This window comes from Shewanella chilikensis (assembly GCF_002836945.1).
Lineage (GTDB): Bacteria > Pseudomonadota > Gammaproteobacteria > Enterobacterales > Shewanellaceae > Shewanella > Shewanella chilikensis.
The window spans coordinates 67,038-87,731 of the sequence record NZ_NIJM01000004.1 but is presented as its reverse complement, the minus strand read 5'-3'; the positions used below and the strand labels follow the sequence as shown (position 1 = coordinate 87,731).

Genomic DNA, 20,694 nt, shown 5'->3' with positions numbered 1-20,694 from the left:
GCGTCCTAATGACTTCTGGGACTGGCCCTGCCGCGCAGAGTACCCAGAGCAAAATTCAGTATCAGTGCCAGCACCAGCAGTACCAAGCCAAGGGCTATGGCCTGGGCGAAGTCCCCTTTACTGGTTTCCAGCGAAATCGCGGTGGGTATGTTACGGGTAACATGGGCTATATTGCCACCAACCATCATGGAACAGCCGACTTCGGTAATGATACGGGAAAACGCGGCGATAATCGCCAGTAACAGCGGTACTCTTAGTTCGCGGCAAACCACCCAGATAGCCGAGCTCCAGCTGGCACCCAGGGTGCGGCTGGTTTCCCAGGCGCGGCGGTCGACACTGGTGAAGGCGGCATGGCTCATGGCTATCAGTACCGGGGCGCAGATCATCATCTGTCCGAGGATCATCCCCTTTTGGGTAAAGAGCCAGCGCAGGTCGCCCAGGGCGCCGTTACGGGTTAGCAGTAGGTAAGCCAGCAGGCCCACCACCACAGTGGGAATGGATTGCAGGGTTTGCACCAGATTAGTCACCAGCCAGCGGCCGGGAAACTGAACAAACGCCAAGGCGAACCCCAGTATCATTGACGGCAGCAAGGTGATCAGCAGTGCCGCGAAAGATACCGAGAAAGAGACGGAGATAATAGACCAGACTTCGGGGTCTCTGGAAAACAGCAGGCCGAGGGCCTGCTGTATAAGGGCTAACCAGCCTTCACTCATTTGCCGTAAGTTGCCTTGAACAGTTGTTCACCTTGAACTTTATAGCTGTTGATCATGCTTTGTGCTTCTTTGCTAATCAACCAATCACTGAAGGCACGTGCACCTTTGTGATTCAGATCAGGGTATTTGGCAGGATTGATCAGGATTACCTGATAAGGGTTGGCCAGAGTGGCGCCGCCGTCGAAGTCGATACCCAAGTCCAATTTGGCTTTGTAAGCCACGAAGGTACCACGGTCAGACAGAGTGTAACCTTGCAGTTCGTTAGCCATCAGCAGGGTTTTACCCATGCCTTGACCTACAGAAGTGTAGCCTTTGAAGTCTGGAGTCACGTTGGCAGCTTTCCAGATCAGCAGTTCTTTCTTGTGAGTACCTGAATCATCACCACGGGAAACGAAAGGTACGCCTGACTTGGCGATTTTGGCGAAGGCTTCTTCGGCATTCTTGCTGTCACGAGCCTTGGCTGGGTCGTTCTTGGGGCCTAGGACAACAAAGTCGTTTTCCATGATGCCGCGAGGTTCAACACCGAAACCGTCGGCAACGAACTTGGCTTCTGCGCCAGGAGCGTGAGTCATTACCAGATCCACGTCACCTTGAGAGCCCAGTTTCAGAGCCTTACCTGTACCTGTGGCAATCACTTGTACCTTGTAACCTGATTCTGATTCGAATTTTGGCAGCAGGTAACCCAGCAGACCTGAGTTTTCAGTACTGGTGGTGGTGGCCAGCTTGATGGTTTCCTGAGCGGAAGCCGGGGCAGAGATCATCAGGCCTGCCGCAATGGCAAGACCCAGCAGTTGTTTCAAGTTCAACATTATTGCTCCTTGGCATGATTTTATAAGTGTGCCGAACCCATAAGCCAGCGGGCCACGGCCTTGTACTCGCACCCAATAAAGCAATTTGGGTGCCAAAGATGAATGTCTGCTCTAAACCGATATTGAGGGATCCAATATGTGAACTGGATCCCAAGCTTGGTAAATAAGTGTCAGACAAATTGTCCCAATCGGCTTTTTCGCTGGTTCATAGTGACCAATTTTTACCGTATCAATGATAGAATCTATTTCAATTGAGTCAAAATGTCCTGAAGCCGACAATATGAGCCAGATAGAAAAGCCACTAAAGTCTAAGCCAATGCCTTCTGCCGTGTCCGTGTTGATCGTCGACGACGAGCCCGGTATGCGCAGTTTTCTCAACAAAGCGCTGGCAAAGAAATTTGCCCTGGTAGAAACCGCCGCCAGCATAGAAGAAGCCGAACAACTGCGCAGTCGTTGTCACTTCGACCTGCTGATTGTGGATATACGTCTGCCCGGCCGCTCAGGTATTGAGTGGCGTGAGGCGCTGGATGATCAGGAGCGGCGCTCCGACATTATCTTTATGACGGGCTATGCCGATATGGAAGTGGCGATTCAGGCACTCAGGGCCGGCGCTTCCGACTTCATCATGAAGCCTTTCCATCTAGAGCAGATGATGAAGGCGGTCGACCGCTGCATCGAGCGGCGCTTGCTGAAGCGGGAAAATTTAATGCTGCGCCGGGAAGTGTCCAGTGGCTATTCCTCCACCATCATAGGCAACAGTGATGCCATGATGGAGGTCAAGCGGGTGATAGAGCGAGTGGCACCAACCAATGCGGTGGTGCTTATCGAAGGTGAGTCCGGCACGGGTAAGGAGCTGGTGGCCAGGCAACTTCACCTGCTCAGTGGTCGTCAGGGCCCGTTTGTGCCGGTTAACTGCGGCGCCATTGCTCCCGAGCTGCTGGAGAGTGAACTCTTTGGTCATACCGCTGGCTCTTTTACCGGTGCCAAGGGCAATCGCGAAGGTCTATTCAGCTTTGCCTCCGGAGGCACCATCTTCCTCGATGAGATCGGGGAAATGCCGCTGAAAATGCAGACGGCCTTGCTGCGGGTGTTGGAGCAAAAGGCGATTCGTCCGGTTGGCAGTGAAAAAGAAGTTAATATTGATGTCCGGGTGATAGCGGCAACCAACCGTAAGCTGGCTGAAGAGGTTGAAGCCGGGCATTTTCGCCGCGATCTCTTCTACCGTCTCAATGTGCTCGACATAGTTATCCCGCCATTACGGGAAAGACCGGATGATGTGGTGGAATTGACCCATCACTTTACCCGCCAGTTGGCCGCAGAGCTCGGGGTGAAAGAGGTGGTCTGGAGCCATGAAGACCTGCTCAAACTGCAGCAACATCAGTGGCCTGGGAATATTCGCGAATTGCGCAACATGATAGAGCGCTGCATTCTGCTCGGTAAACCACCGGCGGAATACTGGAAAGAACAGCCCAAGGCCGAACTGAATGCCCAGCCTGGCTATCCCCACGACTGGGCGCTCAAGGATGTGGAAAAAGACCATGTCACGGCCGTGGTTGATTCCCACGGCGGCAATAAGTCGGCGGCAGCCCGGGTGCTGGGAGTGTCTCGCAAGACTCTGGATCGTAAATATAAAGAGTGGTTTGACTGCGAGTCGGAGGTCTGAGCTTGTCACTGTTTAAACGGCTCTTTGGCCTGAGCTGGCAGCAGCTGCAGGCAAAGGTGCGTTATCGCATTCTGATCCTGACTCTGTTGCCCATCTTGCTGACGCTGGTGAGCCTGGTGTTTATCACCATTTACTGGAACATCAGCTACACAGGCAAACAGCTGTTTATGAAGGTCAAAGCCGACCTGACTGTGGCCAACAATACACTGGCTGCTGTGCAGGAGCGCCAGGAAAAGCAGCTGGAACATGTGATGCAGTCCTTCGACTTCCAGACCCATTTTCGCTCGATACTCGAAGGGGAGCAACTGAAGCAGAAAGAGCTCAGTGTTTTTCTGGATCAGCAACGTAAGGCGTTGGATCTCGATTTTCTGCGTTTGGTTAGAATCGCTGATGCTGCGGCCGATCCCGATTTGCGGCAGATGCTGCCCTTGGTTCAGGGACAAAGCGCCTATTCCGGGCTGATGGTGCTGTCCAGCTCGCGGCTGGCGCGAATCGATCCCGAGTTGGCCGAACGTGCCAAGATCCCGGTGAAAATGACTCTGAGGGCACAAAATCCCGACAGAGAAGTGGAAGAACGGGGCATGCTTAGCCGCAGCCTGCTGCCGGTAGCCGATGAAAACGGCAAGGTCGGCTGGTATCTGGATGGCGGGATCCTGTTTAATCGCAACACTCGTATCGTCGATCATATTCGCGATCTGGTCTATGACAAGGGCACATTGCCGGAACGTTCCATAGGCACTGTGACTATCTTCCTCGACAATATTCGCATCAGCACCAATGTGCCTCTGCATTTCTTCCCCAAAGAGGATGAGAATCGCGGCCGGGCATTGGGCACTCTGGTGTCTGAAGAGGTGCGTCAGCAGGTGTTGGTTAAAGGCCAACTCTGGGTCGATAGAGCCTTTGTGTACAACGACTGGTTTATCTCGGCCTATGCGCCGCTGACCGATATTCGTGGCCAGCGGATAGGCATGATCTATTCTGGTTTTTCCGAGTCGCCTTTTATCCACAATTATCTGCTTAATATCATAGAATTGGGCACCATTTTGATGTTGGTGTTGCTGGTTTCCGGACTCTTGGTTTATCGCGGCGCTTACAGTTTGTTGCAGCCGATAGAGCGTATTCACCAAGTGGTTAAGGCGGTGCAGTCCGGGCGTAATCTGCGTATCGGCGAGCTGGGACTGGACAGAGACAATGAGCTGGCCAACCTGGCCGAGCAGTTCGACCGTATGCTCGATTTATTGCAGCGCCGCAATGCGCAAATTCAAGCGGCGGCCGAGCAACTGGAGATGAAGGTCGAGGAACGTACCCGTAGCCTGCAGGAAAAAACCGAAGAGCTGCAGCGCAACGTGCAATTATTGAACGAAACCCGTCAGCAGTTGGTAACCAATGAAAAGTTGACTGCCCTCGGGGAACTGACCGCAGGGATTGCCCACGAGATCAACAACCCTACCGCCGTAATCCTCGGTAATATGGAACTGCTGCGGGTGGAGCTTGGCGACAATGCTGAGGTCGTTGAGGAGGAGATAGACCTCATCATCCAGCAGGTAGGCCGTATCAGTACAATTATTCGCAGCTTGCTGCAGTACAGCCGTCCCGGTGAATTCAATGCGCCGCTGGAGATGCATCAAATCACGCCTATTATCGAAGAGATGCAGCTGTTGGTACGTCACTCATTGGGTAAACAGGAAGTGGTGTTGTTGCCTGAGCTGAATGCCAGTTATCCGGTGCAGGTGAATCGTCCGCAACTGCTGCAGGTGTTGATCAATCTGGTGGTCAACGCTGCTCACGCTATGGATGGTAAGGGACGGATCTGGATCCGCACCTATGACTGGGTGGAGCAGGATGAGCCTGTGGGGATCAAGATAGAGATTGAAGATGAGGGGTCAGGGATCCCACAGGAGCAGTTGAGCCGGATATTCGATCCCTTCTATACCACTCGTAAGGATGGTACCGGGCTTGGCTTGTCGCTGAGCTACGGTATTATCAAACGCATTGGCGGTACCATAGAAGTCAGCTCGACTTTGGGTAAGGGGACGCAGTTTACTGTCAGTATTTACCATATGGCCAAAGAGGATCAGTCTGGCCCCTATGATGGTTTGCTATTCGGGTAGGCTATTGGTTTACAAACAAAAAAAGAGCCGGGTAATTAACCCGGCCACAAAGAGTGTGTGAGCAATGTCGTGCTTTGCAAACTCAGGAACACCATAACTCTCAGCGGGTACTGCGGGCCTAAAGCTAAGGATGAGTTTTGGAACGCAAGTTAACGATAATCGTTCTCATTTATGTTTGCAACTGTTTTTTGGCTTTTCGCGGTAAAATTTTCCAGCCTAATTTTTCCTACCTTAGATTTCTGAACAGAAAATCCCTTAAGGTAATGATTTTTAATTACTTTAAACTTAGTTTCTCAGGCCGGGAGTCATTAGCTATTTGGGTGTTAAATCCAGACTAACGCCCCTTACTTAGTGCCGGATCTCCCAAGCAGGCTCGTAGAGAGGGAATATCGAATTCAGAAATAGCCGAACGGCATGGGGAAGCGCTGATGGAGAGAAGGAGCATAAAGCTTCGACACAAAAAAAGGGCCGGGTAATTAACCCGGCCTAAAAGAGTGTGTGAGCAATGTCGTGCTTTGCAAACTCAGGAACACCATAACTTCAAGCAAATCTCAGTCGACTAGCGGTTAACTGACTCTCAGTTAAGGATGAGTTTTGGAACGCAAAACAGATGATAATAGTTCTCATTTTCGATTGCAACTGTTTTTGTCTGAATCTAAGTCAAATTTATCTCAGGCCTCAGATGCGATTGTCCCCTGTGCTACAAGCCAGGATGCGGCTGATGGCGGCCATGCTCCTGCCGCTGCTCTGCTGCCAATGATTGAATACCGCTTGTACCTGGGCCAGGCCGCTCTTTGAGCTGAAGCCTGCATCCACCAGTTTGTGGCTCTTGAGATAGTTTTGAACATCAGCGGTCAGCAGGAAGCTGTCTTTACCTATGCCACGCAAAAAATAGGGGCCGGTATTGCCACCCAAGCGTGCACCACGGCGTTTGAGTTCCTGCCACAGTGAGGTGATCTCCTCCACCGGCCAGAGGGCAATATATCGGGCCAGGCTGCCGTGTTCTCTGGCGATATCCTGCACCATGAGCGCGTTGTCATAAATGGCTTGGGTCTTTTTCTGGTGGCGAATGAGGCGGCTGTCCTCAGCTCGGGCCTGCAACTGCTCGGGGGAGAGCATCAACACTTTCATGGGTTCAAAGCCAAAGAAGGCCTCTTCATAGGCCGGCCATTTGTGTTCCACTACTTTCCAGACAAAACCACTCTGAAATACCTGTTTGCTGAGTGCTGAAAGCAACTCGGCATCTGTGTATTCCAGCAATTCTTCAGTGGAACAGACCCTGGGTAACAGGCTCTCCAGTCGCTCGGCGCCGCCTTTGCGCTCGCAGGCTCTGGCATAGATGGTGGCAAAATCTTCCGGCTTGCTCATGTGCTTTTCCCTTTTGATTGGTTCAGTTGCTGCCGCACCAGTGTAATACCAATCGGGATAAAGATGGCAGCGGATTAACAGCAATACTTGAGGCTTGGTTCCAAGACTGATCAAGCAGGACTTTTTTCAGTGAATGTTCAGCCCCAACAGACGTTTGATGCCCGAATTCAGATAATAAGTTTACCACCTGAAAAGGTGCCCATCACATCTCTCCACGTTGGACCTTTCAAGCGGAAGTGGGGGCAAACAGAGGGTGGATAATGCCTCGCGGCACTCATGGTAACGGGTCACGCCTTCCCTAAGCGGTAGCCAGCAACTAAAGTTAAAGTTGGTAACCATGGGGATCCCTGTCTATGGAGCTTTACTACCATCCATTGTCGCGTTATTCGCAAAAGGTGCTGCTGGCACTTTATGAAAAGCAGGCAAACTTCTTTCCCCGGGTAACGGATCTGCAGGATCCATTGGAGCGCCAACACTATCTGCATTTCTATCCATCCGGTAAGCTGCCACTCTTGGTGTGTCAGGACGGTAGCCTGTTGCCTGAATCCAGCATTATCATAGAGTATCTGGACAATAAAATGGACGCCGGCACCCGGCTGTTGCCCAAGGAGCCCGAGCTCAATCTGCAAGTGCGTCTCTATGACAGAATTGCCGATAACGACCTCAACAGCAGTCTCTATCAGCTGGAGCAGCAATATAGCTTACCGGAAGAGCAGCAACTTCCCCTGGTGCAGCGTCAAATTGAAAACCGTCTCAGACTTTGCCTGCGGGCCTTGGACTTACGCCTGGTTGAGCATCATTGGCTTTGCGGAGATGGGTTCACTTTGGCCGATTGTGCCTTAATCCCTTGTCTTGGTTACCTGCAGCGCAGTTTTAACTTACTGGACTACCAGCATTTGGGGCGCTACTGGCTGCAGGCGCAATTGCGGGGTTCCTGGATGTTGGTGCAGGATGAAGTGACTCTGGCTCAGGAGGAGGCCAGCAGTGGGCTCAGGCCCATCCCCTGAACAAGAATTCAGCTGTTACGGGCCTTTTTGAGATCCAGGAACGACTTCCACTTGATGATCTCTGCCGGTAACTCGGGCGTGGTCTCATCGAACCCGGCTTCTGTCAACAGGTTTTCCGTGGGTACCGGCTTGCGTTTGCAGACGAACAAACCTCTGACATGCACTATGGCATGCAGGCCTCTGTCCGACAGGAAACGCTGCTCTATGTAGAAATACTTTTCATCCCAGCCAACCACGCGAGAGGCAATTTCAAACTGCTGTAATGGCCTGATATCCCTTACATAGGTGAACTCGGCGGCATTGACTATCGGCATCCATTTCAGTTTTAGAAAGCGCTTCAGCAAGCCCATTTCGGCCATCATATAAGTGCGGGCCAGATCCATAAATGCCGGGTAGCGGGAGTTGGTCAGGTGTAGGTTGATGTCACAGTCACTCGGTAAAGCCCGATAACGGATGCGGCTGGTGCCGAGAAAACCGATATCGTTTGCCCGGCGCACTCGCCAGAGCAGCAGCCAAAACAGGCGAAAGTAGAGGTTCATCAAAGGGTCCAAGAGTTGAGAGGCATTAAAGGCTATCAAAGGTCATACCAGACGGCAAGCGAGAACTGGCTCACAAAAAAGGCGCCCGCAGGCGCCTAATCAATTGCTTCTGCCTCAGGCTTGGATCCCTGAGTGACGCAGCAGTGCGTCTATGCTGGGCTCGCGGCCACGGAAGCGAGTAAATAGCACCATAGGCTCTTCACTGCCGCCCATCTCAAGTATGTTGTGCAGGAAGTCGCGTCCGGTACTCTCGTTGAAAATACCTTCCTCCTCGAAACGGGAGAAGGCATCGGCAGACAACACCTCGGCCCACTTGTAGCTGTAGTAGCCAGCGGCATAACCACCGGCAAAGATATGGGCGAAACCGTTCTGGAAGCGGTTGAACTCAGGCGGTGTGACCACTGCCACCTGGCGTCGAACCTCATCCAACATCTGCTGAATATGGGCGCCCTTGGCCGGATCAAACTCCTGATGCAGGCGGAAGTCGAACAGAGAGAACTCCAGTTGCCGCAGCATCATCATGCCGGACTGGAAGTTCTTGGCGGCCAGCATCTTGTCCAGCATCGCCTTGGGCAGCGGCTCCCCGGTCTGATAATGGCCGGAGATCTCCGCCAGCGCCTCTTCGGCCCAGCACCAGTTCTCCATAAACTGGCTTGGCAGCTCCACGGCATCCCAAGGTACGCCGTTGATGCCGGAAACCCCGCCGACATCGATGCGGGTCAGCATATGGTGAATACCATGACCAAATTCGTGGAACAGGGTAGTGACTTCGTCATGGGTAAACAGCGCCGGCTTGTCACCCACAGGACGATTGAAGTTACAGGTGAGGTAGGCTACCGGCTTTTGCAGGCCGGTGGCCGTCATCCGCCGGGTTCGGCAATCATTCATCCAGGCGCCGCCACGCTTGCCTTCACGGGCATAGAGGTCCAGATAGAAGCTGCCTCTGTGTTCGCCCTCGGCATCCAGGATGTGGAAAAAGCGCACATCTTTATGCCACTTGTCGAAATCCTGCTGCTCTTTGACATCCATGCCGAACAAGCGCTTGATGGTGTAGAACAGGCCGCTGAGCACCTTGTCTTCGGGGAAGAAGGGGCGTAGCTCTTCCTGAGATATCTCATACTTGTGCTGCTTGAGCTTTTCGCCGTAGTAACCCAGATCCCAGGCCGCCAACTCGGTTACACCATAATGCTCCTTGGCAAACTCCTTGAGTTCGGCCAACTCGGCCTTGGCTTGAGACTTGGAGCGCAGCGCCAGCTCATTGAGGAAGGCGATAACCTGCTCGGGCGATTGCGCCATCTTGGTGGCCAGGGACTTATCGGCATAGGTATCAAAGCCCAGTAACTGTGCCAACTCATGGCGCAGGCCCAGGATCTCGTCCATCAGCGGACCATTGTCGAACTCACCGGCATTGGGGCCTTGATCCGAAGCGCGGGTAACAAAGGCGCGGTAGCACTCTTCACGCAGACTGCGGTTGTCGCTGTAGGTCATGACCGGCAGATAGGATGGAAAATCCAGGGTGAATAGCCAACCTTGCTGCTCTTTGGCCTCTGCCATCGCCTTGGCGGCGGCAATGGCAGACTCTGGCAGACCGGCCAATTCGGCTTCATCGGTAACCAGCTTGCTCCAGGCATGTGTGGCATCCAGCAGTTGGTTGGAATAGGTGCTGCTGAGTTCGGACAGGCGCTTTACAATCTCTCCATAGCGGGCTTTTTGTTCATCATTGAGGCCTATTCCCGACAGTTCGAAGTCTCTCAGGCTATGTTCTATCACAGTCTGTTGCGCCTGACTGAGCTGGGCAAATTCCGCCGATGCCTTGAGCTCTTTATAGGCCTGATACAGGCCCTGATGTTGGCCGACAAAGGTGCTGTACTCAGACAACAATGGCAGACAGGCATCGTGCGCGGCGCGCCACTCTTCATTGCTGAGTACAGAATTCATATGGGAAATCGGCGACCAGATCTGGCTCAACTCATCGTCTACCTGCTCCAGAGGTGCCACCAGCTTCTCCCAAGTGTAAGGGCCTCCGGCGGCCAGCACGGCCTCTATTTTATCGCGGCATTTGGCTATGGCCTGTTCGACCGCCGGTTGAATATGCTCGGCCTTGATACTGGAAAAGGGTGGCAGCTCCTGTGCTGTCAGCAGCGGATTGGTCATTGTCTGTCCTCTCTTTGGGCGTGGGCCATAGGGCCTGCATTGGATGCCTGGTCTTGCCGCCATGGCGGCGAATATTCAGGGGCGTGGCTAATAGATAAGGGTTCTGCTTTGAATTATCAAGGTGATCAAAGCGATTGCTGTCATAGGTGAGAAACACATCCATGAAATATGCGCTTATCGGGTCGTCGGAAAGAGTCTGTTGAACAATGCACAAAAAAGCGATAAATGATAACTGGATCCAAAACACGATTCATTATCATTTACATGTATGGCTGGTGAAATAAAATAGCTTTACTTTGTAAGTTTGGTACGTTTTATGCGCTATCCGTTCTTGTTGTTGACACTCCTGTGCTGCAATACATTATTGGCCGATGAGGCTGCCGAAACCATACTCATGCTGGGGTGGGACAGTCACTATGTTTCTGAGGGGCGGGACAACTTGTCTGCGGGAGGGATTGCCTGGAGTGGCATTCAGCATAGCCGTGATGGCCTGGGGGCCTTCGTGTTGTTTGGCCGAGCTGACAGTGTTAACTACGCCGAGCTCAATGCCGGGGTGGAATACTGTTTCAACCCACTCGAATCAGTGGAAGCCGGAGTCGGCATGCAGCGGTTGGAGTTTTACGGTGATGAGCGCGCCCATGACAATGAGGTGTACGCCTATCTCGCCTATCAGGGGCTGAGTTGGCTGACGCCATCGATTAACTATACCTATGCTACTGAAGCATCGGGTTATTTTGTTGAGTTGAGCCTGCACAGCCACTGGCAAGTGAACGAGCAACTGACTCTGACCCCTTATGTGACCCAGGGATTCGACTTTGGCTATGCCAGCCAGACCCATGATGGCCCCAATCATCTGCAGCTTGGTGTAGAGGCATGCTACTCATTAACCCCTTCTTTGGTGGCTTCCTTGCATTTGAGCCACAGCATAGCGCAGGACGATATCAAGCAGCAGGCGCAAGCAGAGGGTTGGCATGGCGATCTGGCTCAGTCTTATGCCGGCTTGCATCTGCAGTGGCAGTTTTAAATTGGCTAACATTCACCGCAGCTTCTAGACTCTGATGTGAAGACAAACAGCATCGACGGATCGATGCGGAGGGACAGGGAATGTTAACCTACAGAATCGGCGGGCTTTGCTGCCTGCTCCTTTGGTTGGGAGTCGCCCCATTGGTTGAATCCCAGGCCGAATCAAGCTCAGACTTGAATCCAGACCTGAATCCAGTGTCGGGTTCAGAGCCCTCAATAGATAAGCAACTCAGCGACCCGGGCAAAGAGTCAGGTTCGCTCCCTCTGGGGTGGGTGCTCGACAGCGAGGGCAATCCTATTGCCATTCCACAGCAGTTTGAAGCCGCACTTGAATATGAGTCTGCGCCCCTGCCCAAGGCCTCGCGCGACAGTAAACCAACCAAATCCCGAAAAAAGCAGGCATCCAAGCCTCGCCGCCAAATCGCCGATGATCCCAGTTGTCGCTGGTTGGATAAGCGAATGACAGAGCTGGAGCGGCGCCTCAGGCAGAAAGATTCCCACACTGCCAGATATTTGCAGGCTGAACTCGGTGAGCATCAACAGCAGTTTCGTTGCCTCAAGTGCTCGGGTTCAGGGCCTGAGACTCAGGATTATTCCCGCTGCCGCTTGTATCATTGAAATTTTTACCGGCAGACTCTGGTCTGGTCACTTGATCTGAATCCCCCTACAATGGCTCACAAGTATCCCGTCAGACGGGAGGTCGCCCTGTTGGGCGAGTTAGTCAGTATCAATCTACGGAGATAAACATGGCACAACATTTTGACTATATCTGCCTGGGTGCGGGCAGCGGTGGTATTGCGTCAGCCAATAGAGCCGCTATGCGTGGCGCCAAGGTCTTGCTGATTGAAGCCAAACACCTGGGTGGTACCTGCGTCAACGTCGGCTGTGTGCCCAAAAAGGTCATGTGGTATGGCGCCCAAGTGGCCGAAGCCATGCATCTCTATGCCAAAGATTATGGTTTTGATGTCAGCGTCAACCAGTTTGATTGGAACACTCTGGTGGCCAGTCGTGAAGCCTATATCGAACGGATCCATGGTTCCTATGAACGCGGTCTGGCCAACAACAAAGTCACTGTGGTTAACGGCTATGGCCGCTTTGTTGATAACCACACCATTGAGGTCGACGGCGAACACTATAGTGCCGAGCATATTCTGATAGCTACCGGTGGCGCGCCCAGCATTCCCGCCATTCCCGGGGCAGAATATGGCATAGACTCGGACGGTTTCTTTGCCCTGCGTGAACAGCCCAAGCGGGTAGCCGTAGTGGGTGCCGGTTATATCGCGGTGGAAATTGCCGGTGTATTGCATGCCCTTGGCAGTGAAACCCATCTGTTTGTACGCAAACATGCGCCGCTGCGTAACTTCGACCCCATGCTCTATGAAACACTGATGGAGTCCATGGCCAGCGAAGGGCCTTCGCTGCATACCCAGAGTATTCCCAAGGAAGTGCGTAAAAATGCCGATGGCAGCCTGACTCTGGTGCTGGAAAACGCTGAAGAGTACACAGTGGACTGCCTGATCTGGGCCATTGGTCGGGCACCGGCCACAGGCAATATCGGCCTTGAAAATACCGATGTGCAGTTGGATCCCAAGGGATATGTGATAACTGATGCCCAGCAAAACACCAGCGCTAAAGGGGTTTACTGTGTCGGTGACATCATGGCGGGCGGAGTAGAGCTGACACCGGTTGCCGTCAAGGCGGGTCGCTTGCTGTCAGAGCGTCTCTTTGGCGCCCAGCCGGATGCCAAGATGGACTATGACTGCATCCCGACTGTGGTCTTCAGCCACCCGCCAATTGGCACCATGGGGCTGACAGAGCCTGAGGCCAAAGAGCGCTTCGGTGAGGATCAGGTGAAGGTCTACACTTCCTCCTTTACCTCCATGTACACAGCGGTTACTGCGCACCGTCAGGCTTGTAAGATGAAGCTGGTTTGTGCCGGCGCCGATGAAAAAGTCGTCGGGATCCATGGTATCGGCTTTGGCATGGATGAAATCCTTCAGGGCTTTGGCGTTGCCATCAAGATGGGCGCCACCAAGGCTGACTTTGATGCCGTAGTCGCTATCCATCCAACGGGCGCAGAAGAGTTTGTTACTATGCGTTAAACAAGTGGATGCATATCGCAGGTAAAATAGGCCAGAAGCAGTGCTTCTGGCCTATTTTAGTTTTGCCCCTATTAGAGAGAGTACGCTGAAGCCATATTATTTGGTGTACTTTGTAGGTAGTGATTACCTTAGAAGATATCAATTGCCTTCCGTAATCTTGGTTAAAAAATGTCACATTGTGAACATTGTTTTTTATTTTGAAGGCTGTTAGTCTGCTGCCATCTCTTTTCAGGAATGGACACTATGGCAAGACGCAAGGAACACAGTCATCAAGAGATCCGGCTCATGGCACTGGATGCCGTCGAGCAGTTGTTGACGCAGGAGGAATATACCCGCCTGAGTCTTAGACGGATCGCCTCCCAAGTGGGCTATGCCCCCAGTACCCTAATCAACCTGTTTGGTAGCTACAACTATCTGCTCCTGAGCGTATCCGCCAGGGTCTTGGAGCGTCTGCTTGAGCAAGTACAGCTGGTGTGTGAACAAACATTCGCAACCGGCGAGCTGAAGCTGTTGGCACTGGCCAAGGCTTATGCCGAGTTTGCCCATAGCCAACCCCAGGCATTTCGTTTGGTGTTTGCCTTACATCTGGGGCCGGAAGAACCTCTGCCCAAATCGCAACAACAGCTGATTGCCGAGCTGATAGGCTTGCTCGAACAGCAACTCGGTGACTTGTTGCCAAACTTGCCCTCATCCAAGCTGGCGCTCGCCAGTCGTAGCTTCTGGAGCAGTATCCATGGGCTAACCGGCCTGGCGCTGGACGATAAGCTTTTCAGTCAGGCTTCTTGGTTGCAGTTACTGACATTTCAGGTGCACTTGTGGTGGACGGCAATGCAACAGGAGGAGGGTGTATGTTCCTGAGCAAACGATTTTTACCCTATTTCGCCACTCAATGTTTGGGGGCGCTCAACGACAACATCTACAAGAATGTGTTGCTGCTGCTGGTGACCTACAGCCAGGTCGATAACCTGCCGATGAGTGTGGATTTGTTTGTCAATCTGGCGGCGGGGATCTTCATCCTGCCTTTCTTTCTGTTTTCCGCCCATGCGGGCATGGTAGCCGACAATATGGATAAGGCGCTGATGATCCGTAGGTTAAAGCTGCTGGAGCTTATCATCATGTCCTGCGCCGCCGCGGCGATTATGGCGCAAAGTTATCTGTTGATGTTGCTGCTGCTGTTTCTTACCGGCACCCAATCGGCCTACTTTGGTCCGGTAAAATACTCGCTGCTGCCGCAGGCGCTTAGAGAGGACGAGTTGGTAACCGGCAACGCCTGGGTAGAGATGGGCACCTTCCTGTCTATTTTGATAGGCACTCTAAGTGCCGGGCTGCTGGTAACCAGTGACAACGGCCTGATGTGGGCGGCGATAACTGTATCTGTGCTGGCCTTGGCCGGTTTCCTCTCCAGCCGGGCGATTCCATCACTGCCGGCGCCGTTGCCGATAGACAAGGTACGCTTTGCGCCCTTGTCCGGCACTCTGGTCAGTATCAAGCGGGTACGGCAAACGCCGTCAATCTGGATGGCGATTCTGGCAATCAGCTGGTTCTGGTTTTTGGGTGCCACCTACCTGACCCAGTTCCCCAATTTTGCCAGAGGCTCGCTGCACTCGGACGCCACTGTGGTGTCGCTGCTGTTGGCGCTGTTTTCCATAGGTATTGCGGTCGGCTCCTTTGTTTGTGAGCGTTTCTCCTTTGGCCATGTAGAGCTGGGATTGTTGCCTTTCGGGGTAGCAGGGTTAACCTTCTTTGGCCTGGATCTGCTGTGGGCCATTCCTGACTACAGCCAACTGCCGGCGGGATATCTCTACGACATAGCCGAGTTTGTCGGCCGCAGTGAACACTTCAGGTTGATGTTGGCACTGTTTATGGTGGGCGTCAGTGGCGGCCTGTTTATTGTGCCTCTGTACGCCTTTATTCAGTCGCGTTCGGCCCCCGGTGAATGTGCCCAGGCCATAGCCGCCAACAATATCATCAATGCCTTGTTTATGGTGTGCTCGGCGATATTGTCAATCATCTTGCTGGAGCTGGTGGGTCTGTCGATCCCTCAGCTATTTACTCTGCTGGCGGTATTCAACGCTGTGGTAGCTTTGTATGTGTATAGCAGGGTGCCTGAATTTACGCTGAGGTTTATCAGCTACCTGCTGAGCCATCTCTTGTACCGTCTCAAGGTTGAAGGCCGGGAAAACATTCCCAAGCAGGGGGCCGCCGTGCTGGTGTGTAACCATGTCAGTTACGTCGATGCCTTGGTGTTGCTGGGAGCATCCACTCGTCCGGTGCGTTTTGTGATGGACAAGAGCATAAGTGAAATGCCCTTGCTCAAGTATCTGTTCCGCCACGCCGGGGTGATCCCTATCTGCTCACCGAAAAAGTGCGCTGATACCTACACCCGAGCCTTCGAGCGTATTCACCAGGCGCTGACCAATGAGGAGTTGGTGTGTATTTTCCCTGAGGGCAGGTTGTCTCCTGATGGTGAGTTACATGAGTTTCGGCCCGGTATCGAACAGATACTGGCAAAGGATCCTGTGCCTGTGGTGCCAATGGCGCTCAAAGGTTTGTGGGGATCTTTCTTCAGCCACAAAGATGGCCATGCCCTGACGACCCGTCCAAGACGTTTCTGGTCAAGGCTTAAGGTCAATATTGCAGCTCAGGTACCCGGCGCGGAGGAGAGCCGCCACTCGCTGCAACAGCGGGTAGCCGATCTGCTGGCCAAACCCGACAGCTGAGGTAATGTCAACGAAAGAGCCCGGCAGTTGCCGGGCTCTTCAGATTGAATCTCTCTTGCTTTTGAATTCATTTGGAGCGGTTTGACCGCCTCTCATCCAGCCACTGGTGAATGGCCTGACGGTCACCGCGGAAGATGATCCGCTCGGCCTTTTTCTCCAGCTGGTACTGATACATGGGGTCGTAATACTTCTCCAGCAGTAGCGAGATCCACTCCAGATGTTGCTCTGTAGTGTTGCGTTGCAGCTGGGTCTGCAAGCTTGAGTCGACTAACTGCAACAGTTGATCAGTTTGTTGGTGCCCCATACGCTTACGTATGCCCTCGACACTCTGACGCAGATAGGCGCCGAACGCCACCATGCCTTCTTCTGCGCCATAATGCTGTTCAAAACCTCGCTGCATCTTGTGCACATATTCATCCAGAAGACGAGGGAGTCTGGCCTCCAGTGGCTCTTCCAACACCAAAACCTGGGCCTGTTGCATGGCACTGAAAAAGACTTTGGGTATGGCGCGGCGGCCAATCAGGAAGCTTTCATCTTCCAGCAGCAGACAGGACTCTTGCCTTTCTTGATGCCTCAACAGCTCCCGAGCCAAACTGTTTTCAAAATTGATCTGACTGGGCTGCGGAGTAACATTCTTGCCAAAGCTCGACCCTCTGTGATTGGCAGTGCCTTCCAGATCCACTGACTCGCTGCGACTGAGAATAAACTCTGTCTTGCCTGAGCCGGTAATACCGCTGAGGATCAACAGCTGTTGCTGCTGCGGGGTGTTATCTATGGTATCGATAAGGTATTGGCGCATTGCCTTGTAGCCGCCCTGAATATAGGGCACTTCAAGACCGGCCTCGCGGATCCATTGCTGGGTCAGCTGAGATCTCAGGCCACCCCGAAAACAGTAGAGGTTGGCATCTGGGTGGGCGCTGAAGAAATCCAGCCAGGCTTGAATACGCGCGGCCTTGATCTTGCCTTTGACCAGTGAATGGCCGAGCTCTATGGCGGCAGCTTGCCCATGTTCTTTATAACAGGTGCCCACCTTCTGCCTTTCGCTGTCATTCATCAATGGCAGGTTGGTGCTGGCAGGAAAGGCACCCTTGGCAAACTCAACCGGCGCCCGCAGATCGACCAGGGGACGATCGGATAGGAAGATCTCCCGGTACTCTGCAGGCGCGATTATCTGTCGACTCATATCAGCTCCACCCACTGCTGACTGTCGTCGCGATGGTCGAGCGCACCTATGCAGTGCAGCTCCAACCCTTGGCTGGTCAGCAGTTGTTGCAGTTCTGCCTCACCCTCGGCGCTGACGGCGATAAGTAAGCCACCGCTGGTTTGCGGATCGCACAATAAGGCTTTTTGTTGCTCGGAAACCTCGGGGAGGTGCTCTCCGTAGCTATCAAAGTTTCTGTGGGTGCCGCCCGGGATACAGCCCATAGCCAGATACTCGGAGGCTTTTTCCAGCAACGGCAGTTTGGCGGTATCTATGCTGGCCTTGAGGTTGGAACCCTGACACATTTCCAGCAGATGGCCTGCCAGACCAAAGCCCGTCACATCTGTCATGGCGTGAACCGCGCTTATCTTGGCGACTTCGGCACCTATCTTATTGAGTTGGCACATGGCTTCAGGGGCGATATTGACATCCTGCGGCGCCAGCTTCTTCTGTTTCTGCGCCGTGGTCAGTATGCCAATTCCCAAAGGTTTGGTGAGATAGAGCTTGTCACCCGCCTTGGCGGTATCGTTCTGCTTGAGGTGCTCCAGCGCCACTGTGCCGGTTACCGCCAGGCCGAAGATAGGCTCAGGCGCGTCTATGCTATGGCCTCCGGCCAGCATGATCTCGGCATCCATGCAGGCTTGGCGTCCACCATCCACTACCTGCTGGGCTATCTCGGGTGACAGCTTGTTCACCGGCCAGCCAAGAATGGCAATCGCCATAATAGGCTTGCCGCCCATGGCGTAGATATCGCTGATGGCGTTGGTTGCCGCGATACGGCCGAAAGTGAAAGGGTCATCGACTATCGGCATAAAGAAGTCTGTGGTGCTGATAATGCCGGTGTGATCATCCAACTGATACACGGCCGCATCATCCCGGCTCTGGTTGCCGACCAACAGGCGGGGATCTTTAAAGTCCGGCAGTTGAGACGCCAAAATGGTACTGAGGACTTTGGGAGAAATCTTGCAACCGCAACCTGCGCCGTGGCTGTATTCCGTGAGTTTTACTGACTGATCTGACATAGCCGGGTCCCTGAGTGATTGAAATAACCCCTGATCATAAACAGAAACGGTCGCAGTACAAGCCGACCGTTTCACAACTCAGGTAAATTCTGTTAAGCCGATCGCCAAACCTCGCAAGGCTACGATAAGGTCTTAAGCTATGCTGGCTCGTAGTTGGCGCCATTGTTTTCGTTGGGCGTGAAAACGTAAACGCATTTCCGTTACCTGAGACAGCAGATGCTTATCCGCCAACTGCTGCTTGCGGGCCTCAAGCAGCGCCTTCTTGGCTTCAAAGTAGGCCAGCAAGTGGCTCTTCAATTCCTCGTACTCTGCCTGCAGCTTTTCCAGGATCTCCTCGCAATTGGGCAGATGGGCCACCTTATGCTGGGCGCGCTTGAATTGCATCTGCAGTTTGGCGGCTTCGATGCGCTCCTGAGGGCTCTTGCGCAGGTCTTTTGTTAGGCCAAACCAGGACAGGAAACGGATCAACCACTTGGTGGGGTCGTAATGCCACCAGTGGATACCATTGCGGTAATCGTTTTCAAAGATATGGTGGAAGTTATGGTAACCTTCACCATAAGTGAACAGCGCCAGCACACCGTTATCTCTGGCACTGTTGCGATCTGTATAGGGTTGTTTGCCCCAGATATGCGCCAGCGAGTTAATGAAGAAGGTGCAGTGATGCACTACCACCAGGCGGAGCAGACCAGCCAGCAGCAACATCGACAGGATATCGCCGTTCAACCAGCCAAGCAGAGCGGGGAGGCCCACATTCATCAATAGCGCCAGCAGCAGATAATGCTTATGCTGCCACATGACTATGGCATCGTTTTGCAGGTCTCTGACGTTGTTATAGTCGTGATAACGTTGTGCCTGATATTCCCTGAGCATCCAACCAATATGGCTATACCAGAAACCCATGTTCGCTGAGTAGGGATCCTTGTCATTGTCATCCACATGCTTGTGATGGATACGGTGATCCGAAGCCCAATGCAAGGCACTGTTCTGCAACGCCAGCGCACCGCCCAGGGCAAACAGGAAACGCACGGCCGGGTGAGCCTTATAAGCCTTATGTGACCACAGCCTATGGTAACCGGCGGTGATAGACAAGCCACTGGCGAAGGCCAACAGTACGAAGGTGAGCCACTCGCTGAGCTCAAAGCCATGGCTGATGCCTCGCCAAGGCACCAGAATACAGGCACCGGCAAACGTCAGCAGGAAGAGGATCAGGTTGGTCCAGATGAGGGGAGGTTTTTTCATTATGATGACTTCCAAAACGCTTTAAGCTAACAAGTGTACGCTAAGTTGCTATTGGAGCACAATCACAGTGACACCAGCCGAGGATGTGATTATTGAGTAAAGCCTGTATTATTTGCGCAACAGATCCAGTGAATGGAATAAAGATGGGTATCAGAGCACAGCAGAAAGAGAAAACCCGCCGCGCCTTGGTGGATGCAGCATTCAATCAACTGAGTGCCGAGCGCAGCTTTTCCAGCCTGAGTCTTAGGGAAGTGGCCAGGGAAGCCAATATAGCGCCAACCTCTTTCTACCGTCATTTCAAGGATATGAATGAGCTGGGGCTGACCATGGTCGATGAAGGTGGCTTGACGCTGAGACAGATGATGCGTAAGGGACGTCAGCGCGCCGAGGCCGGTGGCAGTGTTATCCGCATCTCGGTCGACACCTTTATGGAAGTACTGGAATCCAACCCCAACGTATTCAGGATCCTGCTGCATGAACGCTCAGGCACCTCGGCAGCCTTTCGTGCCGCCGTGGCGCGGGAGATTGAACACTTTATCTCGGAACTGGCGCACTACACCGAGGACACCGCCGGCCGCAGCCCTGAGTTGGCCAGGGCACAGGCTGAGGCATTGGTGACTCTGGTGTTCAATGCCGGCGCCGCCGCCCTGGATATGAAACGTGCTGATCGTAAGATCCTGGCCGACCGACTGGTGACTCAACTGCGAATGGTGGCAACGGGTGCCGAAGCGCTGCAGCAAAAGCGTGATAGCCGCTAAATTGCGGATGTAGATTTTTCTGGAAAAAATAACGGTCAACCAAATCTGAATAGATAAACCTGACCTATTTAGATTTGGTACACCCTATAATACTTTTCCCTCCTCAGGTCCGTTTCTAAATGTTTTATTTTAAGCAAGCTATTATTAGTGGATAGAGAATCGTTGAATATAAGCCTTTGGTATAGTGCTCTAAGCCTTCAAGCTGGACGATGATTTTTCTGCGATACCTGGAGACCGAATTTGTAGTAGTTTAGAAAACCCGCCA

General features: G+C 53.1%; 17 protein-coding genes. 9 read left to right on the top strand and 8 right to left on the bottom strand.

Features of this window, described 5'->3' with window-relative positions; all coding sequences use genetic code 11:
• Positions 1-5: 5 nt before the first annotated feature.
• The gene (locus CX651_RS02470) at positions 6-713 is read right to left on the bottom strand and encodes an ABC transporter permease (protein ID WP_101053233.1); all 708 of its coding nucleotides are present in this window, start codon (positions 711-713) and stop codon (positions 6-8) included.
• Positions 710-1,522 (bottom strand): substrate-binding domain-containing protein, encoded by an 813-nt coding sequence (locus CX651_RS02465; protein ID WP_101053231.1) that lies wholly within the window; start codon positions 1,520-1,522, stop codon positions 710-712. Before CX651_RS02465 ends, CX651_RS02470 begins: the two co-directional genes overlap by 4 nt.
• A gap of 280 nt (positions 1,523-1,802) precedes the next feature.
• On the opposite strand from CX651_RS02465, the gene CX651_RS02460 reads away from it, so the two are divergent.
• Both CX651_RS02460 and CX651_RS02455 read left to right on the top strand, forming a co-directional pair.
• Positions 1,803-3,185: a sigma-54-dependent transcriptional regulator gene (locus CX651_RS02460; protein WP_039035395.1), complete on the top strand. Its 1,383-nt coding sequence runs from the start codon at positions 1,803-1,805 to the stop codon at positions 3,183-3,185.
• Positions 3,186-3,187: 2 nt separating this feature from the next.
• Positions 3,188-5,296, top strand: coding sequence for a sensor histidine kinase (locus CX651_RS02455; RefSeq protein ID WP_101053229.1), 2,109 nt, complete (start codon positions 3,188-3,190; stop codon positions 5,294-5,296).
• A 678-nt stretch (positions 5,297-5,974) separates the two neighbouring features.
• On the opposite strand, the gene CX651_RS02450 is transcribed toward CX651_RS02455, so the two are convergent.
• Entirely contained in the window at positions 5,975-6,664 is a 690-nt protein-coding gene (locus tag CX651_RS02450; protein WP_101053227.1) for a DNA-3-methyladenine glycosylase I, read from the bottom strand.
• Between the two features lie 353 nt (positions 6,665-7,017).
• On the opposite strand from CX651_RS02450, the gene CX651_RS02445 reads away from it, so the two are divergent.
• On the top strand, positions 7,018-7,671 hold the full coding sequence (locus tag CX651_RS02445; RefSeq protein ID WP_101053225.1) for a glutathione S-transferase family protein: 654 nt from the start codon (positions 7,018-7,020) through the stop codon (positions 7,669-7,671).
• Positions 7,672-7,679: 8 nt separating this feature from the next.
• Here CX651_RS02445 and CX651_RS02440 read toward each other — a convergent pair whose 3' ends face one another.
• Together CX651_RS02440 and prlC are read right to left on the bottom strand one after the other, a co-directional pair.
• A complete protein-coding gene (locus tag CX651_RS02440) occupies positions 7,680-8,210 on the bottom strand; it encodes a thioesterase family protein (RefSeq protein ID WP_025009092.1) in 531 nt (176 codons plus the stop codon).
• Between the two features lie 114 nt (positions 8,211-8,324).
• Positions 8,325-10,364, bottom strand: a complete 2,040-nt coding sequence (gene prlC / locus CX651_RS02435; protein WP_101053223.1) for an oligopeptidase A — start codon at positions 10,362-10,364, stop codon at positions 8,325-8,327.
• 316 nt (positions 10,365-10,680) lie between these two features.
• On the opposite strand from prlC, the gene CX651_RS02430 reads away from it, so the two are divergent.
• The 5 genes from CX651_RS02430 to CX651_RS02410 all read left to right on the top strand — a co-directional run bounded on the left by CX651_RS02430 (position 10,681) and on the right by CX651_RS02410 (position 16,209).
• Positions 10,681-11,388 carry a hypothetical protein gene (locus CX651_RS02430; protein ID WP_101053221.1) on the top strand — a complete coding sequence of 236 codons (708 nt, stop codon included), beginning with the start codon at positions 10,681-10,683 and terminating at the stop codon, positions 11,386-11,388.
• Positions 11,389-11,468: 80 nt separating this feature from the next.
• A complete protein-coding gene (locus tag CX651_RS02425) occupies positions 11,469-12,005 on the top strand; it encodes a hypothetical protein (RefSeq protein WP_101053219.1) in 537 nt (178 codons plus the stop codon).
• A 128-nt stretch (positions 12,006-12,133) separates the two neighbouring features.
• Positions 12,134-13,489, top strand: a complete 1,356-nt coding sequence (gorA, locus tag CX651_RS02420; RefSeq protein WP_101053217.1) for a glutathione-disulfide reductase — start codon at positions 12,134-12,136, stop codon at positions 13,487-13,489.
• Between the two features lie 243 nt (positions 13,490-13,732).
• Positions 13,733-14,347: a TetR/AcrR family transcriptional regulator gene (locus CX651_RS02415; protein WP_157822658.1), complete on the top strand. Its 615-nt coding sequence runs from the start codon at positions 13,733-13,735 to the stop codon at positions 14,345-14,347.
• Positions 14,338-16,209 (top strand): MFS transporter, encoded by a 1,872-nt coding sequence (locus CX651_RS02410; RefSeq protein ID WP_101053213.1) that lies wholly within the window; start codon positions 14,338-14,340, stop codon positions 16,207-16,209. The genes CX651_RS02415 and CX651_RS02410 overlap by 10 nt, the downstream gene beginning before the upstream one ends.
• Positions 16,210-16,276: 67 nt before the next feature.
• Here CX651_RS02410 and mnmH read toward each other — a convergent pair whose 3' ends face one another.
• The 3 genes from mnmH to CX651_RS02395 all read right to left on the bottom strand — a co-directional run bounded on the left by mnmH (position 16,277) and on the right by CX651_RS02395 (position 19,671).
• Entirely contained in the window at positions 16,277-17,392 is a 1,116-nt protein-coding gene (mnmH, locus tag CX651_RS02405) for a tRNA 2-selenouridine(34) synthase MnmH (protein WP_101053211.1), read from the bottom strand.
• On the bottom strand, positions 17,389-18,432 hold the full coding sequence (selD, locus tag CX651_RS02400) for a selenide, water dikinase SelD (protein ID WP_101053209.1): 1,044 nt from the start codon (positions 18,430-18,432) through the stop codon (positions 17,389-17,391). The genes mnmH and selD overlap by 4 nt, the downstream gene beginning before the upstream one ends.
• Positions 18,433-18,564: 132 nt before the next feature.
• The gene (locus CX651_RS02395) at positions 18,565-19,671 is read right to left on the bottom strand and encodes an acyl-CoA desaturase (protein WP_101053207.1); all 1,107 of its coding nucleotides are present in this window, start codon (positions 19,669-19,671) and stop codon (positions 18,565-18,567) included.
• 143 nt (positions 19,672-19,814) lie between these two features.
• Here CX651_RS02395 and fabR point away from each other — a divergent pair, with 143 nt between their 5' ends.
• Positions 19,815-20,429 carry an HTH-type transcriptional repressor FabR gene (gene fabR / locus CX651_RS02390; protein WP_025010659.1) on the top strand — a complete coding sequence of 205 codons (615 nt, stop codon included), beginning with the start codon at positions 19,815-19,817 and terminating at the stop codon, positions 20,427-20,429.
• Positions 20,430-20,694: the final 265 nt, after the last annotated feature.

Excerpts from the sequence above, each read along its gene's own strand:
- CX651_RS02450 (WP_101053227.1), bottom strand. The coding sequence starts at position 6,664 with ATGAGCAAGCCGGAAGATTTTGCCACCATCTATGCCAGAGCCTGCGAG.
- CX651_RS02415 (WP_157822658.1), top strand. The coding sequence starts at position 13,733 with ATGGCAAGACGCAAGGAACACAGTCATCAAGAGATCCGGCTCATGGCA.
- fabR (WP_025010659.1), top strand. The coding sequence starts at position 19,815 with ATGGGTATCAGAGCACAGCAGAAAGAGAAAACCCGCCGCGCCTTGGTG.
- mnmH (WP_101053211.1), bottom strand. The coding sequence starts at position 17,392 with ATGAGTCGACAGATAATCGCGCCTGCAGAGTACCGGGAGATCTTCCTA.
- CX651_RS02395 (WP_101053207.1), bottom strand. The coding sequence starts at position 19,671 with ATGAAAAAACCTCCCCTCATCTGGACCAACCTGATCCTCTTCCTGCTG.
- prlC (WP_101053223.1), bottom strand. The coding sequence starts at position 10,364 with ATGACCAATCCGCTGCTGACAGCACAGGAGCTGCCACCCTTTTCCAGT.
- selD (WP_101053209.1), bottom strand. The coding sequence starts at position 18,432 with ATGTCAGATCAGTCAGTAAAACTCACGGAATACAGCCACGGCGCAGGT.
- CX651_RS02430 (WP_101053221.1), top strand. The coding sequence starts at position 10,681 with ATGCGCTATCCGTTCTTGTTGTTGACACTCCTGTGCTGCAATACATTA.
- CX651_RS02440 (WP_025009092.1), bottom strand. The coding sequence starts at position 8,210 with ATGAACCTCTACTTTCGCCTGTTTTGGCTGCTGCTCTGGCGAGTGCGC.
- CX651_RS02445 (WP_101053225.1), top strand. The coding sequence starts at position 7,018 with ATGGAGCTTTACTACCATCCATTGTCGCGTTATTCGCAAAAGGTGCTG.
- CX651_RS02470 (WP_101053233.1), bottom strand. The coding sequence starts at position 713 with ATGAGTGAAGGCTGGTTAGCCCTTATACAGCAGGCCCTCGGCCTGCTG.
- CX651_RS02410 (WP_101053213.1), top strand. The coding sequence starts at position 14,338 with ATGTTCCTGAGCAAACGATTTTTACCCTATTTCGCCACTCAATGTTTG.
- gorA (WP_101053217.1), top strand. The coding sequence starts at position 12,134 with ATGGCACAACATTTTGACTATATCTGCCTGGGTGCGGGCAGCGGTGGT.
- CX651_RS02425 (WP_101053219.1), top strand. The coding sequence starts at position 11,469 with ATGTTAACCTACAGAATCGGCGGGCTTTGCTGCCTGCTCCTTTGGTTG.
- CX651_RS02465 (WP_101053231.1), bottom strand. The coding sequence starts at position 1,522 with ATGTTGAACTTGAAACAACTGCTGGGTCTTGCCATTGCGGCAGGCCTG.
- CX651_RS02460 (WP_039035395.1), top strand. The coding sequence starts at position 1,803 with ATGAGCCAGATAGAAAAGCCACTAAAGTCTAAGCCAATGCCTTCTGCC.